The 15,985-nt window shown below is 67.1% G+C and carries 15 protein-coding genes; 3 read left to right on the top strand and 12 right to left on the bottom strand.

Annotated elements, in window-relative coordinates:
* Positions 1-294: 294 nt before the first annotated feature.
* From DXK93_RS20900 to DXK93_RS20885, 4 genes are all read right to left on the bottom strand, one after another.
* Entirely contained in the window at positions 295-1,035 is a 741-nt protein-coding gene (locus DXK93_RS20900) for an aldolase (protein WP_054451191.1), read from the bottom strand.
* Between the two features lie 58 nt (positions 1,036-1,093).
* Entirely contained in the window at positions 1,094-1,498 is a 405-nt protein-coding gene (locus DXK93_RS20895; protein ID WP_119451014.1) for a YchJ family protein, read from the bottom strand.
* 21 nt (positions 1,499-1,519) lie between these two features.
* A complete protein-coding gene (locus tag DXK93_RS20890; RefSeq protein ID WP_054451193.1) occupies positions 1,520-1,792 on the bottom strand; it encodes a GNAT family N-acetyltransferase in 273 nt (90 codons plus the stop codon).
* A 94-nt stretch (positions 1,793-1,886) separates the two neighbouring features.
* Entirely contained in the window at positions 1,887-2,837 is a 951-nt protein-coding gene (locus DXK93_RS20885; protein WP_054451194.1) for a 3-hydroxyacyl-CoA dehydrogenase NAD-binding domain-containing protein, read from the bottom strand.
* A 119-nt stretch (positions 2,838-2,956) separates the two neighbouring features.
* Between DXK93_RS20885 and DXK93_RS20880 the strand changes: the two genes are divergently transcribed.
* Positions 2,957-3,589: a hypothetical protein gene (locus DXK93_RS20880; RefSeq protein WP_054451195.1), complete on the top strand. Its 633-nt coding sequence runs from the start codon at positions 2,957-2,959 to the stop codon at positions 3,587-3,589.
* A gap of 46 nt (positions 3,590-3,635) precedes the next feature.
* Here the strand turns inward: DXK93_RS20880 and DXK93_RS20875 are convergent, their stop codons facing one another.
* Positions 3,636-5,036, bottom strand: a complete 1,401-nt coding sequence (locus tag DXK93_RS20875) for an MFS transporter (protein ID WP_119451013.1) — start codon at positions 5,034-5,036, stop codon at positions 3,636-3,638.
* 114 nt (positions 5,037-5,150) lie between these two features.
* On the opposite strand from DXK93_RS20875, the gene DXK93_RS20870 reads away from it, so the two are divergent.
* Positions 5,151-6,020, top strand: coding sequence for a LysR family transcriptional regulator (locus DXK93_RS20870; protein ID WP_054451197.1), 870 nt, complete (start codon positions 5,151-5,153; stop codon positions 6,018-6,020).
* 89 nt (positions 6,021-6,109) lie between these two features.
* Positions 6,110-7,525 carry an amidase family protein gene (locus tag DXK93_RS20865; protein ID WP_119451016.1) on the top strand — a complete coding sequence of 472 codons (1,416 nt, stop codon included), beginning with the start codon at positions 6,110-6,112 and terminating at the stop codon, positions 7,523-7,525.
* Between the two features lie 53 nt (positions 7,526-7,578).
* Here DXK93_RS20865 and DXK93_RS20860 read toward each other — a convergent pair whose 3' ends face one another.
* The 7 genes from DXK93_RS20860 to DXK93_RS20830 form a co-directional block, all read right to left on the bottom strand.
* Complete coding sequence (locus tag DXK93_RS20860) at positions 7,579-8,367, bottom strand: 2-keto-4-pentenoate hydratase (RefSeq protein ID WP_119451012.1); 789 nt, start codon at positions 8,365-8,367, stop codon at positions 7,579-7,581.
* Between the two features lie 4 nt (positions 8,368-8,371).
* Positions 8,372-8,749: a hypothetical protein gene (locus DXK93_RS20855; RefSeq protein ID WP_175161796.1), complete on the bottom strand. Its 378-nt coding sequence runs from the start codon at positions 8,747-8,749 to the stop codon at positions 8,372-8,374.
* 138 nt (positions 8,750-8,887) lie between these two features.
* Positions 8,888-10,168, bottom strand: a complete 1,281-nt coding sequence (locus DXK93_RS20850) for a glutamate-5-semialdehyde dehydrogenase (protein WP_054451200.1) — start codon at positions 10,166-10,168, stop codon at positions 8,888-8,890.
* Between the two features lie 115 nt (positions 10,169-10,283).
* Positions 10,284-11,339, bottom strand: a complete 1,056-nt coding sequence (holA, locus tag DXK93_RS20845) for a DNA polymerase III subunit delta (protein WP_054451201.1) — start codon at positions 11,337-11,339, stop codon at positions 10,284-10,286.
* Positions 11,340-12,002: an LPS assembly lipoprotein LptE gene (lptE, locus tag DXK93_RS20840; RefSeq protein ID WP_054451202.1), complete on the bottom strand. Its 663-nt coding sequence runs from the start codon at positions 12,000-12,002 to the stop codon at positions 11,340-11,342. It lies immediately after the preceding gene.
* A gap of 11 nt (positions 12,003-12,013) precedes the next feature.
* A complete protein-coding gene (leuS, locus tag DXK93_RS20835; protein WP_119451011.1) occupies positions 12,014-14,671 on the bottom strand; it encodes a leucine--tRNA ligase in 2,658 nt (885 codons plus the stop codon).
* An 85-nt stretch (positions 14,672-14,756) separates the two neighbouring features.
* Positions 14,757-15,977: an MFS transporter gene (locus tag DXK93_RS20830; protein WP_119451010.1), complete on the bottom strand. Its 1,221-nt coding sequence runs from the start codon at positions 15,975-15,977 to the stop codon at positions 14,757-14,759.
* Between the last annotated feature and the right edge of the window lie 8 nt (positions 15,978-15,985).

The raw sequence follows: 15,985 nt of genomic DNA, 5'->3' as shown, positions 1-15,985 counted from the left end.
ACTCCTTCCCATCCCGAACAGGACAGTGAAACGACTTTGCGCCGATGATAGTGGACGGACGTCTGTGAAAGTAGGTCATCGTCAAGCTTTTATTCCGCAGAACCCCACAGGTAACCCCTGTGGGGTTTTGTCTTTGTGGCGACCGAATGTATTGCGCTCGGGATCTTTCGTGCGATACCACCAGCCGCAATTCCAATGAAAAACCCCTCGCAGGAATATCCTGCGAGGGGTTTTGTTTTTGCGGCGCTCAGGTAAAAGCTTTTGAGCCAAAGCGGTAAAGCCGCTCAAGAGCGGCTAAGGCAGTTGGCGTCGCAAAGCGGCGAAGAACAGTTCGGATTGCAGGCGTTCGCCTTGGACCTGTGCGGCCACCTTGGCCGCCAGGTCAGGGTTGACCGGCAGCAGCGGGCGTCCCGTTGATTGCGCAAGCACCTGGGCGGTACAGGCGCGCTCCAGGAAGAACAGATCGTCATAGGCATAGTCCAGTCTTTCCCCGCAGACTACGACGCCATGGTTGCCGAGGAAGACCACGTCTGCGCCCTGCATCGCATGGGCGATGCGTTCGCCTTCGCTGACGTCCAGCGCCAGGCCGTTGTAGTGTTGGTCGATTGCCAGGCGGCCGTGAAAGCGCATGGCGTTTTGCGACAGCGTGGTGTCGAGCGCGCGATCCGAGGTAAGGGTCAAGGCCGTGGCGTAGGGCATGTGCGTGTGCAGCACACAGGCCTTGCCGGCGATGCGGTGGATGGCGGCATGGATGAACATGGCCGTGGGCTCGACTGCATGCCGGCCGGCGAGCTTGTTGCCTTGGGCATCGATCAGCACGATGTCGTCCGCTTGCACCTCATGCCACATCAATCCGCGGGGATTGAGGAGGAAATGCTCCGAGTCGCCGGGCAGGGCCACGCTGAAGTGATTGCAGACGCCTTCGCCCAGACCATGCGCGGCTGCGGCCCGTAATGCGAGCGCAAGGTCGGCGCGCAGTGCCGCGACAGGTTCTGCGTGAAATAGCGCTTCGGCGTGGCGAGGATCCTGGTTCATGTCTGCCTTTTCTGATGTCTGGGTTTGTTAGGCCTGGTGCGGAACTGCCGGACCAGGATCAGTACAGGTCGCCATCCACATAGAACCACTGGCCGTCTTCGCGCACGAAGCGGCTGAGTTCGTGCAGGCGGTGGGCGCGGCCGGCCTGGCGGCTGCGGGCGACGAATTCCACCGTGGCGTGCTCGGGGTCTTGGCTGCGTGTCTGCTTGATCGCCAGACCCAGCCATTTCAGGCCGGGCGGATTGGGCTCGAGCGCGCTGGGACGGGTGCTGGGGTGCCAGGTCGCCAACAGATAGGGCAGCTTGTCCAGCACGAAGGCGCTGTAGCGCGAGCGCATCAGCGCCTCGGCGGTGGGCGCTTGCATGGCTTGCGGGCCTTCGTGCCAGCGCTCGCAGCATTCGGAATAGGGCTTGGGACCGCCGCAGGGACAGGCTGTGGAAGGGAGCTTGGATTGCTTGGTCACGGTGCGAAATGCCGACAGGGTTCAGGCCAGCAGATCGCTGTACTCAGGGTGGCGGCGAATGTAGGCGTCGGCGTAGGAGCACAAGGGCCGCACTTTCCAACCCCGGGCGCGGGCGTCGTCCAGCGCATATTTGGTCAGCGCAGCGGCGATGCCGCGTCCGCCCACCTGGCTGGGCACGCCGGTGTGCGTGATTGCCATGGTGCTGCCTTGCAACTGGTAGTCGAGCACGCACAGGACGCCATCGACGGTGGCGGTGTAGCGGGAAAGGGCGCTGTCATGTGTTACGGAAATCATATGGAGCAATCCTGCTATGGCAGAGGGCAGGCGCAGTGGCCGGCCGGTATTGAGGGATATGGCGCATTCCAGCCCGCTGCGGGCCGCCGCCGTTTCAGCGCTGCAGTGCTTTCAGCAGTGCGGTGAGTTGCGCATCGCGCTCCTGGACCAGGTCGGCGATGCTGCGCTCGCCTGCTTCGGCGTTGACGCCCGCGATCAGGCGCTGTTGCAGTTCGGGGGTGACTTCCGGCGCGCCGAGATCGTCCCACCAGGTCTGGACTGGGCCCAGCAAGTGGTCCATGAAATTGGCCAGCCCGCCCGCGCCGCCGCCCAGGTTGAAGGTCATGTGCGGGCCGAACAGCGCCCAGCGCAGGCCCGGGCCTTGCGACACGGCGGCGTCGATGTCGGCCACGCTGGCGACGTTTTCGGCCGCCAGGTGTATGGCTTCGCGCCATAGCGCAGCCTGCAGCCGGTTGGCGATGTGGCCGGGGACTTCCTTGTTCAAGCGGATGGGGTACTTGCCCAGGCTGCGGTAGAAGGCGATGCAACGATCGATGGTGTCGGCCGAGGTTTGTTCGCCGCCGACCACTTCGACCAGCGGAATCAGGTGCGGCGGATTGAACGGATGCCCGATGACGAAGCGCGAGGCATGGCGGCACTGCGATTGCAGGCGGCTCATGATGAGGCCGGAGGAGCTGGACGCGACGATGACCTGCGGCGGCAGCACGGCGTCCATGCGCGCAAAGAGGGCAGTCTTGAAGTCTTCGCGCTCGGGCGCGTTTTCCTGCACGAAGTCCGCGCCGGCCAGCGCGGCCTCCAGGTCAGGCTCGAAGCGCAGCGCATCAGCGGAGGCGCCGGGCAGCACGTGTCCAAGTTCCGCCAGCACGGGCCATGCTGCCTGTACGCGGGCGCGCGTCAGCGTTTCGGCGTCGGCGGCGGGATCGCTGACGACGACCTCAAGGCCACGGGCGAGGAACAACGCAGCCCAACTGGCGCCTATGGTGCCGGCGCCGACGATGGCGACGCGGCGGATGGCGGGCGGGTTGGACGTGGCAGGGCTGGACATGCGGGTCTCCTGTGAGCACGGATAGGAGCATTGTGAAGCAAACGCCGGCCCGTTGCCACGCGCATGCCGCGCGGGCAAGATAGCGGCTCCCTTTGACCTCCAGAATCCAGGAGTCCTGCATGAACGCGACGCCAGCCTCCCGATCCGCCGTGCCGTATTTTTGCCAGTGGGAGTCGGCGCATCGGGCCAGCGAAATCATCCAGGGCACGCTGGCCCTGGCCGATGACCCGGCCTGGCGCGGCTCGGGCGCGCGCGACGTGGATGAGTACGCGCGCTGGGCCAGCCACGTCTGCGGCATGGCCTGCCTGAAAATGGTGCTGGCGGCCCGCGACGGGCGGCAGTATCCGACGTTGGAGCTGGCGCGGGGCAGCTTGGCTTACGGCGCCTATACGGTGGAAGGCGAACAGATCAAGGGCATGATCTACGCGCCGTTCGTGCGCTACGTGGACGAGGCATTCGGCCTGGCGGCGCGCGTGCATGTCGATCTGCGCGCGGACGAACTGCCTGGATTGATGTCCCAAGCCGCCTATTTCATGGCGTCGGTGCATCCCTGGATACGCTGGCCCGAGCGGCAACCGCCCAGGAAGGGCGGGCACCTGGTGCTGGTGACTCGCGCAACGCCGGACTCGGTGACCTTCCACAATCCTTCGGGGGAGCCCGGCACGCAGGCCGATGTCGAATTGCCGCTGGCCGTCTTCGACGAATTTTTCGCGGGGCGCGGCGTGGCGATACTCCCCGCCGCGAACGTTTGAGCGCTGCGGCCTTCATGGCCTGTGAAGGCCGCAGCCTTGCCCGCGTTCAGGCATTGCGCGCGCGTTGCAGGTAGCGCCATGCAAGCACGGCAGCGAGCAGATAGCCTGAGGTGATGACGATGTAGGCCGCGGGCAGGCTGGCGCTCCATTGCGGCAGCAAATGCAGGATGGTGCCCATCAGCGCGACGCCTACCAGCGCGCCGGATTGGCGGTTGGCATTCAGGGCGGCGGCGGCGCTGTTGGCGTGGCTCTTGCCCGAGACCTGCATGACCACGCTGGTCATGGCGGGAACGGCGACGCCCACGCCCAGATTGGCCACTGCGACGATGACGGCGAACGGCCAGTAGGCCATGTCCGGCGAGAACATGACGATTCCCGCGGCGCTCATGGCTGCGGCCAACGATACCCCGCCCAGCAGCGCCGCCGGCACGTTCCAGCGCGCCGATACCCGGCTGGACAACAGATTGCCCAAGGAGAACACGGCCAGCATGGGTACCAGCTGCAGGCCGGTCTCCAATGCGTCCGCGCCGCGTGCATGCTGCAGGAACAGGCTGAGCAGGAAGAGCTGGCCGTAGGCTGCCAGATTGATCAGAAAGCCGACGCCGTTGGCTGCCGCGAATTGCGCGGTGGCGAACAGGGCGCGCGGGATGATGGGGTCGGCATGGCGGCGCTCGCGCCGCACCAGCAGCAGGGCGGCGGCCGCGCAGAGGACCACCGTGCCCAGTATGAGGTTGGAGGACCAGCCGTAGGCGTTGCCCTGGATCAGCACGAAGCACAGCGAGGACAAGGCGATCACGCCCAGCAGGTGGCTCAGCGGATTGAGGGCGCGCGGGCGGCGCGCAACCGCCTGGATGCGGCGTCGCGCCAGCCACAATCCGGCCAATCCCAGCGGGATATTGATGAGGAAGATCCCGCGCCAGCCAAATTGGTGGATCAGCACGCCGCCCAGGAGCGGGCCGGCAGCGCCTGCCACCGCCACGATCGCGGACCAGGCGGCCAGCATGCGGTTGCGCACCTGATCGTCGTCGTAGGCATGGGTCAGCAGGCTGAGGGAACTCGGCATGAACAGGGCCGCGCCCAGCCCCTGCAGCATGCGGGCCAGGATAAGCATGTCCGCGTTGGGCGCCAGGCCGCAGAGCAGGGACGCCAGGGTAAAGACGCCCAAACCGGCCAGGTAGATCGTCTTGGCGCCATACCGGTCGGCCAGCGCTCCTGCCACCAGCAGCAGCGCCGCGAAAGTGAGGGTGTAGCCGTCCACGATCCAGACCAGATCCGTCAGGGGAACGGTGAACTGCACTGCGATGCTGGGCAGGGCGACGTTGACGACGGTGACGTCCAGCATCGCCATGACGAAGCCGATGGCCAGCGTGACTAGCGGCAGCAGGCCGGCCGCGGCGGGTTTGGCGGCCAGCGAGGGCGCGGTGAGGTTGGGGCAGGCGGAACTCATGGCTGGTGGTGTGGCGAGGCTGTCGAGGACTGAAGCTTAGACCTCTGTTTTGATGCAAAAAAGCCGAATAATTGCTTTATAGTGATGCAAAAATGCATCCTTAGGGCGAACGCGATGGACTGGGACAACGCCAGGATCTTCCTGGCCATCTACCGGGTGGGAACCCTGCGGGGCGCCGCCGCGCTGCTGCAGATCGACCAGGCAACCGCCGGGCGCAGGCTGGCGGCGCTGGAGTCCTCGCTGGACGCGCGGCTGTTTCTGCGCACGCCGAGTGGATATGTGCCCACGGCGGCCGGCGAACTGGCGTTCGCGGCCGCGGAGCGCATGGAGCAGGCGGCGGACCAATTGCAGCGCCAGATGCAGGGGCTGGATCATCGCCTGTCCGGCGTGGTGCGCGTGGCGACCTCGGAAACCGTGGCCAGCTACTACATCATGGAAGCGGTGCGGCGCGTGCATGCCCAGCACCCCGACATCCGCGTGGTGCTGTCCACGGCCATCCAGATCAGCAACCTGACGCGCCGCGAGGCGGACCTGGCGATACGGAACATCAAGCCGGACAACCCCGATTTGATACACCGGCACCTGACGCGCAAGGAGGTCGGGCTGTACGCTTCGCGCGCCTACCTGGCTGCGCATGGCGAGCCGCGGCCGGGCACTGCGTTCGCGGGGCACACGCTGGTGACGTACCAGCAAGCGGTGCTGCCGGGCTGGTCCGACACGTTTTGCGGCGAGCCCACGGGCAACGGCCGCATCGGCGTGGAGCTGAACTCCGGCCTGATGATTCTCGAGGCGGTCGCGGCCGGGCTGGGCATCGGCGAGGTGCCCACGCACATGGCGCCGGGGTATCCCGAGCTGGTACGTATCTGGCCGACGCGCAGCGAACCCTACGATTTGTGGTTGGTGATGCACGGCGACCTGAACCGCACGGCGCGCGTGCGCGCCGTGGCCGACGCGATAGTCGAGGTCTTCGAGGAGGACGAGTAGCGTTCCGGGCCGGCGGCGGCTTGTGGGCAGGCGCGGCAGGCGCTAAGGTTTGCCTGATCTTCCATGCAACCATGATTCAGGAGTCGCGCGTGTCCGATCTTTGGCGTTTGTCCGCAGTTGAGCTTGCCGCCCGCATCCGCAAGCGCGAGGTGTCCGCCCGCGAGGCCGCGCAAAGCGCGCTGGGCCGGCTGGATGCCGTCAATCCCGCGATCAATGCCGTGGTGGACCACCGCCCGGACGATGTGCTGGCCCAAGCGGCGCAAGTGGATGCGATGCTTGCGCGCGGCGAAGACCCGGGGCCCTTGGCCGGCGTGCCCGTTACCGTGAAAATCAACGTGGACCAGGCGGGTTACGCCACGACCAATGGCGTGAACCTGCAGAAGGATTTGATCGCGGCGGAGAACAGCCCGGTCGTGGACAATCTGTTGCGCGCGGGCGCCGTGATCCTGGGCCGCACCAACACGCCCGCGTTTTCCTTGCGCTGGTTCACCGGCAATGCGCTGCATGGCGATACCTTGAACCCGCGCAATCCGGCGCTGACGCCCGGCGGCTCGTCGGGCGGCGCGGCTGCCGCGGTGGCGGCTGGCATCGGCCATCTGGCGCATGGCACGGATATCGCCGGCTCCATCCGCTATCCGGCCTATGCCTGCGGCGTGCATGGCCTGCGGCCGTCGCTGGGGCGCGTGGCGGCGTACAACGCGGCGCTGCCGGAACGCTCGATCGGGGGACAGTTGACCGCGGTGTCCGGCCCGCTGGGGCGCAGCATCGCAGATCTAAGACTGGGCCTGGCCGCGCTGGCGGCGCGGGATGTGCGCGATCCTTGGTGGGTGCCCGCTCCCTTGGTCGGGGCCGAGACGCCGCGCCGGGCCGCGCTGTGCCTGAATCCGGACGGCATGGACACCCAGCCCGCCGTGGTCAAGGCCTTGCAGGAAGCCGCCCGCCGGCTCAGCGAGGCAGGCTGGACGGTGGATACGCTGGATGCCGTGCCGCCGATGCAGGAGGCGGCGGACCTGCAGATCCGCATGTGGCTGGCCGATGGCTACGACGCCATGGTGGCAGCCGCGGAAAAAGAAGGCGACCGCGGAGCTCTGGTGGCGCTGGCTGGCCAGCGCGACAAGGCGGCGGGGGCCGACCTTGCGAGTTTTTCCGCCACGCTGACGCGGCGGGCTACGCTGACGCGCCTGTGGGAGTTGTTCTTCGCCGAGTATCCCGTGCTGTTGCTGCCCGTGTCGGCCGAGCTGCCGTTCCCTGACAAGCTCGATCTGCAAGGCGATGCGGCCTACGCGCGCATCTGGCGCGCGCAGATGACGCAGATCGGCGTGCCGTTCATGGGGTTGCCAGGCCTGTCGGTGGCGATGGGCAGCGCGATGAGCGAGGCAGGCGCGAGCCCGGTGGGCGTGCAGGTGCTGGCGGGACGCTACCGCGAGGACCTGTGTCTGGATGTGGGGGAAATCATCGAGGCGGGCGCAGCGCCCATCGAGATCGCGCAGCCCGCGGCCCGCTAGTCCGCAAGAGCGGACCAGGCGGGCAGGGGACGGAAGTTCGGTGTGCGGCCGGGCTAGGGCTTGCTGAAGTGCAGGCGCAGGACGCCGAGGTCGCCGTAGGCGAGTTCGAGATCGCGGTTGGCGGGCACGTCCAGGAAGCCGGCATAGGAGCCGGTGATGACGTGCTGGCGGGCGCGTAGTCCCAGACCTTGTTCGCGCAGGAAGTTGGCCAGCCAGTAGAGCCCGGCCTTAGGACGATCGTTCGGGTGGATGCCCGCGTGCTGCTCGGTTTCAACTCCGTCCACGGACAGCGTGATGCTCAAGGCGCCGGGGGCATCGTGCGGGGATGCGATGCGCGGACCCAGTACCAGCCCCTGGTTGAACATATGGTCGGCCAGGAGTTCCGGCAGGCTGGCATGTTCCGGAGCCGCATAACGGCAGCCCAGTACTTCCAAGGCCAGGCGCGCGCCGCCGATGGCCGCGTCCACTTCGGACTCGGTGTAGGGCTCGGGGCGCGCGGGCAGATCCCGGGCAATTTCGAACGCGATCTCGGGTTCGATGCGCACGGTCTGGGTCCGGGCCGCAACAGGGCCGGCTTCGGCGTACGCGATGGTCGAGGCATAGATCGGCGCGACCACGCTTTTCTCGGGCGTGGGCAAGGCGCTCTTCCAGGCGCCGATGTCGTCCTGATGCTTCTCGAGCAGCAGCTGCGCGGTGCGTTGCTGCACGGCGAAGGCCTGGTTCAGCGATTGGGGACGGCAGTCGGCGGGCAGGCGCGGGCCGGCGATGCCGGACTCGCGCGCGGCGACCAGATAGCGGGCCGCCTCGAGGCTGCCGGGATAGTCTTCGATTCTGATCTGCATGGGTTCAAGCTCCCAGGAACAGCATGATCCAGAGCACGATCATGGCGATCAGGCCGAGCCAGCACGAGCCCCAGAAGCCGACGATCGGCCATTTCAGCGATAGCGGCGTCTTCTTCGGATCGACGTGGGAGAGCAGGTCGTTGGCGTTGCCGATCAGCCAGAAGCGCGTGCCGGGAAACATCAGGCGGAAAAAGTAATCCAGCATGATGGACGCCTGGATCGCAAGCGGATACTGATTGAATTGACGGTGCTGCAGGTACGGGTGCTTCAATTTGGCGTTGATCTGCTTGCTCTTGAAGAACAGCACGACGCCGCTGAGCGTGCATGTGATGAAGCACAGCAGGAAGAGGCTGAAGGCCATGGCCATCGCGGGTGAGTACATGGGGATCTCAGGAAGACGCGGCGCGCCGCGTTCGGATGAAAAGAATGCCTGCGAAAAACTGCTGGCCGTATTGTAGAAGGCTTGCCGCGGCCCCGTGTTCAGGGCCGCGTCAGTCTGCGTGCAGTCGGAGGCTCGGGATCAGCCGCGCACCTGGCCTTCGCCGCTGAGCACCCACTTCAGCGTGGTCAGGCCTTCCAGGCCGACCGGGCCGCGCGCGTGCAGGCGGTTCGTCGAGATGCCGATCTCGGCGCCCAGGCCGTATTCGAAACCGTCCGCAAAGCAGGTCGGCAGGTTGACGTACACCGAGCTGGAGTCGACCTCGCGCTGGAAGCGCTGTGCGGCGGACAGGTCCTCGGTGACGATGGCGTCGGTATGGCCCGAGCCCCAGCGCGCGATGTGCTCGATGGCGTCGTCCAGCGTGTCGACGATGCGCACCGCCAGGATGGGACCCAGGTACTCCGTGGCCCAGTCTTCTTCCGTGGCCGGTTTGGCGTGGGGCAGCAAGGCCAGCGTGCGGGGGCAGCCGCGCAATTCGACGCCGTGCTCGGTGAGGGCCGCGGCCAGGCTGGGCAGGATGGAAACGGCGGCGACCGCGTCGACCAGCAGCGTTTCCATGGCGCCGCAGATGCCGTAGCGGTAGGTCTTGGCATTGAAGGCGATGGCGTGCGCCTTGTCCGGATCGGCCGCCGCGTCGATATAGACGTGGCAGTTGCCGTCCAGGTGCTTGATGAGCGGCACGCGCGCCTCTTGCGACAGGCGGGCGATCAGCCCCTTGCCGCCGCGCGGCACGATGACGTCGATGTGCTCGGTCATGGTGATGAGCTTGCCGACGGCGGCGCGGTCGGCCGTGGCGACGACCTGCACCGCGTCCTGCGGCAGCCCTGCGGCGGCCAGGCCGGTCTGCACGATGCGGCCCAGCGCGATGTTGGAATGCAGGGCTTCGCTACCGCCGCGCAGGATGGCGGCGTTGCCGGACTTCAGGCACAGCGCGGCCGCGTCGATGGTCACGTTGGGGCGGGATTCGTAGATGATGCCGATCACGCCCAGCGGCACGCGCATCTGCGCCACGCGCATGCCGTTGGGGCGTACGCTGGTGGCGGTGATGCTGCCGATGGGATCAGGCAGGGCGGCGATCTGGCGCAGGCCCTCGGCCATGTGCGCCAGTGTCTTGTCCGACAGGGTCAGGCGGTCCAGCAGCGCCGGCTCCAGGCCGTTGTTGCGCGCTGCGGCCAGGTCTTTTTCGTTGGCGGCCTTGAGTTCGTCGTGGCTGGCGGCCAGGGCGTCGGCCATGGCGAGCAGCGCCTGGTTCTTGGCGGCGCCGGTGGCGCGCATCATGGCGCGCGAGGCGCGGCGGGCGTTTTCGCCCAGGGTGAGCATGGCTTGTTCGATGGAGGACGTGGACATGGCAGCGTCGATCATGAGGATGGGGCGGCGCGGACGCCACCTGGAGATTCAGTGTATATCCGGCCGCGAGGCCGGGCGAATGCCAGCGCATGGGCTGGCGCGGGAGGCGAAGGCGGCGGCTATGCCGCCTTCACGGTCGTCCGCCGGCGGCGGCGACACGCAGCGCGAGCCGCGTCATTTCTTCCCAGGGATCGGACAGGCGTCCTGGCACCGACAGGCCCTTGATCAGGCGATCGACCTCATGGGCATGCTGCACGGCGGCCGGCCACACGTTCGGCTGCACCCGGTTCAGCGCCTGCAACGCCAGCCGCTCGTGCGCGCCGAAAATGCGCAGGCGGCGCATCAGGCCGTTGACGTCCTGGCCCAGGGCGCGCGCTTCGGCGATGCGGGCCAGCAGGCGGATTTCCTCGCCGACCGCCCATAGCACCAGCGGCAGCGCTTCGCCTTCGGCGCGCAGGCCGTCGATCATGCGGATGGTGCGGCCGGTGTCGCCGGCGAGCATGGCGTCGCGCAGGCCGAAGACGTCATAGCGCGCCACGTTCAGCACCGCGCGCTCCACGTCCTCCGCGGCCAGCTGGCCTTCGGGGTAGAGCAGGCCCAGCTTCTGGATTTCCTGGTGGGCGGCCAGCAGATTGCCTTCCACCTTGTCGGCCATCCATTGCAGGGTGGCGCCGTCGGCGCGCTGGTTCTGGCGCGCCAGCCGCATGCCGACCCAGGCGGGCAGGCGGCCGCGTTCGATGTTGGCGATGTCGACCATCATGCCGCCGCGGCTTAGGGCCTGCACCCAGCGGCTTTCGCGGGTGGCCTTGTCCAGGCGCGGCAGGGCGATCAGCACGAGCGTGTCCGGATCCGCCTGCTTCTCGGCCTGTTCGGCCAGCTTGGCCAGGGTGTCGGCGCCGGACTTGCCAGGCTTGCCCGTCGGGATCTTGATTTCAAGGATGCGGCGGTCGCCGAACAGCGACACGCTTTGTGTGGCGGCGGTGACCGAGCTCCAGTCGCTGCGCGCGTCCATGACCATGGACAGGCGGTCGGTGTAGCCCGCGTTACGGGCCGCGGCGCGCAGCGCGTCCACGGCCTCGGTCACGAGCAGGGGTTCGTCGCCGGACACCGTGTAGAGCGGCGCCAGGCGGTTGCCTGGCCGCTGCAGGTGCTCGGCCAGGCGATCCGCGTCCAGGGGCTGTGCCATTTAACGCAGGATGGCCGGATCGGTGGTGGACGGCGTCTGCCACGGCGCGGGCGTGCGCTTTTGTTCCGGCGTGGTCGGGTCGTACAGCGGGGTCTCGCCGTCTTCCGCGCGCTCTTCGGCATTCTCGAATGCATGGCGCACTTCCGGCGCGGTCATGCGGCGCAGCAGGCGGGATACCAGGTCGCGCTGCATGGCCCGGTACAGCGTTTCGATCTGGCCTTGCTTGGCTTGCACCACCTGGTCGTCATAGGGCATTTCGCGGTAGATCGACAGCGTGGTGTCCGGGATCAGGGCGCGGCCCTTGGCATCGATGAGGCGGAACGTGTAGTTGATGCCGAGTTCGTATTCCTCGACACGGCCTTGGGCGTTCAGCGACACCTCTCGCAGGGTGCGAGTGTCGGCGACCTGCTGCAGGATGGCTTGCGCCTCCTTGGGGGTCGACACGAGCTTGGTGTTCGGCGAGGCCGCGCGCAGCGCGCGGCGCACGTCGGCGCCGAACTGCGTGGTGTCGGAAATGCCGACATACAGCGTATCGAACGGCATCGGCGTGACGCCACGCAAGGCGAAGCCGCAAGCGGAGAGCAGCATGAACAGCGCCAGGCAGGCGCCGCGCAGCAGCCAGGACTGGCGGGGGGAGTGCGTTTGTTGCCCGGCGAAGTGCATGCTTGACCTCATCAGCCTACGACGTTGACCAGTTTGCCCGGAACCACGATGACGCGCTTGGGCGGACGGCCTTCCAGGAAGCGGGCGACCTCTTCCTGGGATGCCGCGAGCTTTTCGATGTCTTCCTTGGCGGCCTTGGCGGCCACGCGGATGGAGCCGCGCAGCTTGCCGTTGACCTGGAGCATCAGCTCGATCTCGTCGGCGACCAGCGCCGCCTCGTCCACGTGCGGCCAAGGCGCGTCGAGCAGGTCGCCCAGCTCGTGGGCGTAGCCCAGATCGCGCCACAGGTGCCAGGTGATGTGCGGCACCACGGGATACAGCACGCGCAGCAGCACGCCCAGCGTTTCGGCGTAGGCGGCGTCCGCGGCTGCGCCTTCGGGCAGCTTGGCGTCGTCGATGGCGTTGAGCATCTTCATGCACGCCGACACGACGGTGTTGTACTGGATGCGCTGGTAGTCGTAGTCGGCTTGCTTGAGCAGGCCGTAGACCTCGCGGCGCAGATCCTTGACCGGGGCCGGCGCCTGCGCCCAGTCGGCGCCATGGGCCAGGCCGCGCGCGATGGCCTCGCGCTGGCCGTAGCTGATGGACCAGAGGCGGCGCAGGAAGCGGTTGGAGCCTTCGACGCCAGAGTCCGACCATTCGAGGGTCTGTTCCGGCGGGCTGGCGAACATGACGAACAGGCGGGCCGTGTCCGCGCCCAGCGTGTCGATCAGCGATTGCGGGTCGACGCCGTTGTTCTTGGACTTGGACATCGTGCCCACGCCGCCGTAGGTGATGGCGGAGCCGTCCGACTTCAGCTTGGCGCCGACGATGGCGCCGCGGTCGTCGTAGACGTTTTCGACGTCTTCCGGCCAGAAGTACTCGATGCCGCCCTGCGGCGTCTTGCGCGAGTAGATATGGTTCAGCACCATGCCCTGGCACAGCAGCTTGGTGAAGGGCTCGTCGAAGTTGAGCAAGCCCATGTCGCGCATGACCTTGGTCCAGAAGCGGGCGTACAGCAGGTGGAGCACCGCGTGTTCGATGCCGCCGATGTACTGGTCCATCGGCATCCAGTAGTCGTTGCGTGCGTCGACCATGGCGTTATCGTTGCCCGGCGAGGTGTAGCGCATGAAATACCAGGACGAGTCCACGAAGGTGTCCATCGTGTCCGTTTCACGGCGCGCCGGCTTGCCGCACTTGGGGCAGGAGCAGGACAGGAACGCCTCGTTCTTGGCCAGCGGATTGCCGCTGCCGTCCGGGATGAGGTCGTCGGGCAGGACCACCGGCAGGTCTTTTTCCGGAACCGGGACCGGGCCGCAATCCGCGCAGTGGATGATGGGGATGGGGGTGCCCCAATAGCGCTGGCGCGAGATGCCCCAGTCGCGCAGGCGCCAGGTGGTCTGCTTTTCGCCCAGGCCTTGCGCGCCCAGGTCGACGGCGATGGCGTCGACCGCTTCCTTGTGGGAGAGACCGTCGTACTTGCCCGAATTGATGGTGCGTCCGGCTTGCTTGTCGCCGTACCACTCCTGCCAGGCATTGGTGGAGTATTCCTTGCCGGCCACGTCCACGACCTGCACGATGGGCAGGTCATATTTCTTGGCGAAGGCGAAATCGCGCTCGTCATGCGCCGGCACGCCCATCACGGCGCCGTCGCCGTAGGTCATGAGCACGTAGTTGCCGACCCAGACCTGAACTTCGGCGCCCGTGACCGGGTGCGTGACGTACAGGCCCGTGGGCATGCCTTCCTTTTCGCGCGTGGCCATTTCGGCCTCGGTCGTGCCGCCCAGCTTGCATTGTTCGATGAAGGCGGCCAGTTGCGGATTGGAGAGCGCGGCCTGCGTGGCCAGGGGGTGTTCCGGCGCCACGGCGCAGAAGGTCACGCCCATGATGGTGTCGGCGCGGGTGGTGAAGACGTACAGCTTGCCGTCCTGGATCAGCTGGCCGTCCTGGCCGGTGATCTTGTGCGGGAAAGCGAAGCGCAGGCCCTCGGACTTGCCGATCCAGTTTTCCTGCATCAGGCGCACGCGCTCGGGCCAGCCGGGCAGATCGTTCTGGACGGCGCCCAGCAGTTCGTCGGCGTAATCGGTGATGCGCAGGTAGTAGCCGGGGATCTCGCGCTTTTCGACCAGCGCGCCCGAGCGCCAGCCGCGGCCGTCGATGACCTGTTCATTGGCCAGCACGGTCTGGTCCACGGGGTCCCAGTTGACGACCTGGGTCTTGCGGTAGGCGACGCCCTTTTCCAGCATCTTGAGGAACAGCCACTGGTTCCACTTGTAGTACTGGGGATCGCAGGCGCACATTTCGCGCGACCAGTCGATCGCCAGGCCCATCGCCTTCATCTGCTTCTTCATGTAGGCGATGTTGTCGTACGTCCACTTCGCCGGCGGCACCTTGGACTTGATGGCGGCGTTTTCCGCCGGCATGCCGAAGGCGTCCCAGCCCATGGGCATCAGAACGTTGTAGCCGCGCATGCGCAACTGACGGGCCATCATGTCGTTGATGGTGTAGTTGCGCACGTGGCCCATGTGCAGCTTGCCGCTGGGGTAGGGCAGCATGGAGCAGGCGTAGAACTTCGGCTTTTCGGAGCCGTCGGCGTTCTTGGCGTGTTCGTGGACCAGGTAGACGTCGCGCGCCTGCCAGTCTTGGTGGGCGGCTGCTTCGACGGTATTGGGGAGGTAACGTTCCTGCATGGGCTCGTGCACGATGGCAAAAAAAGGGTGAGCCGCCTCGCCGCGCGGGCGCGGAGGCGGCCAAAACCCCTGATTATAGGAGGTGCTAGGCGCGGGCAGGGGACGGAGCCGTTTCGGGGATGCGCGCGCTGGGCGCCAGGGCGCCATAAGCCAGCGTAATCACCCCGAGGACGGCGCCCGCCGTGACCACGCCGGGCCAGCCAAAATGGGCGTACAGCCAGGACGATACCAGCGAACCGGATGCGCCGCCGATGAAGTAGCTGGTCATGTAGCCGGCCGTCAGCCGGCTGCGCGCTTCGGGGCGCAGGCGGTAGAGGGCGCTGCTGTTGGTGACGTGCACGCCCTGGATCGCGAGATCCTGCACCAGGATGCCCACCAGCAGGGCCAGCACCGACACCTGGCCGAAGGCGATCAGTCCCCAGGAACCCAGCAGCAACAGCAGTCCGACGCGGGTGGCGAGGTTGCCCAGGCCGCGATCGGCAAGGCGGCCGAAGCGGTTGGCGGCGTAGGCCCCTGCGGCGCCCGCCAGGCCGAACAGGCCGATGGTGGTGTTGCTGTATTGATAGGGCGGGCTGGCCAGCAGGAAGGTCAGCGGCGTCCACAGCATGCTGAAGGCCGCGAACAGCAGGCCGCCCAGCAGCGAGCGGGCGCGGAACAGCGGTTCCTCGACGAACATGCGCAGGATGGAGCCCAGCAGGCGCGGGTAGCTCAGCCCGGCCGGACTCTGGTGGCGCGGCAGCAGGCGCCACAGGGCCGCGGACATGATCAGCATCAGGATGGCCGCCACCCAGTACACGGTGCGCCAGTTGCCCACGTCGGCGAGCGCGCCGGCGACGGTGCGGGCCAGCAGGATGCCCAGCAGCAGTCCGCTCATGACGGTGCCCACGGCCTTGCCCCGCTCATGCGGCGCGGCCAGCGTCGCGGCGAAAGGCACCAGGATCTGGGCCACCACGGACAGCATGCCCGTCAGCGCCGTGCCCAGGATCAGCACGCCGATATTGGGGGCGAAGGCGGAAATCAGCAGACCGCCCGAGGACAGCAGGTTCATCAGCACGATCAGGCTGCGGCGCTCGAACATGTCGCCCAGGGGCACGAGCAGCATCAGGCCCACCGCATAGCTCAGCTGCGCGGTGGTGACGATGCTGCCCGCCGTGGCGCTGGACAGCGAGAATTGCTCGCTGATCGTATGCAGCAGCGGCTGCGCGTAATAGTTGCTGGCGACGGCGAGGCCGGTCGCGACCGACATCAGCAGGAGGATGGGCGCGGTCAGGACCGGCGTCTGGGAGGACTGGGTAGCGGAAGTCATGGATCGGG

The sequence above is a fragment of the Achromobacter sp. K91 genome (assembly GCF_003576205.1).
Classification (GTDB): Bacteria; Pseudomonadota; Gammaproteobacteria; order Burkholderiales; family Burkholderiaceae_B; genus Achromobacter; species Achromobacter aegrifaciens.
This window is presented reverse-complemented; position numbering and strand designations above follow the sequence as displayed.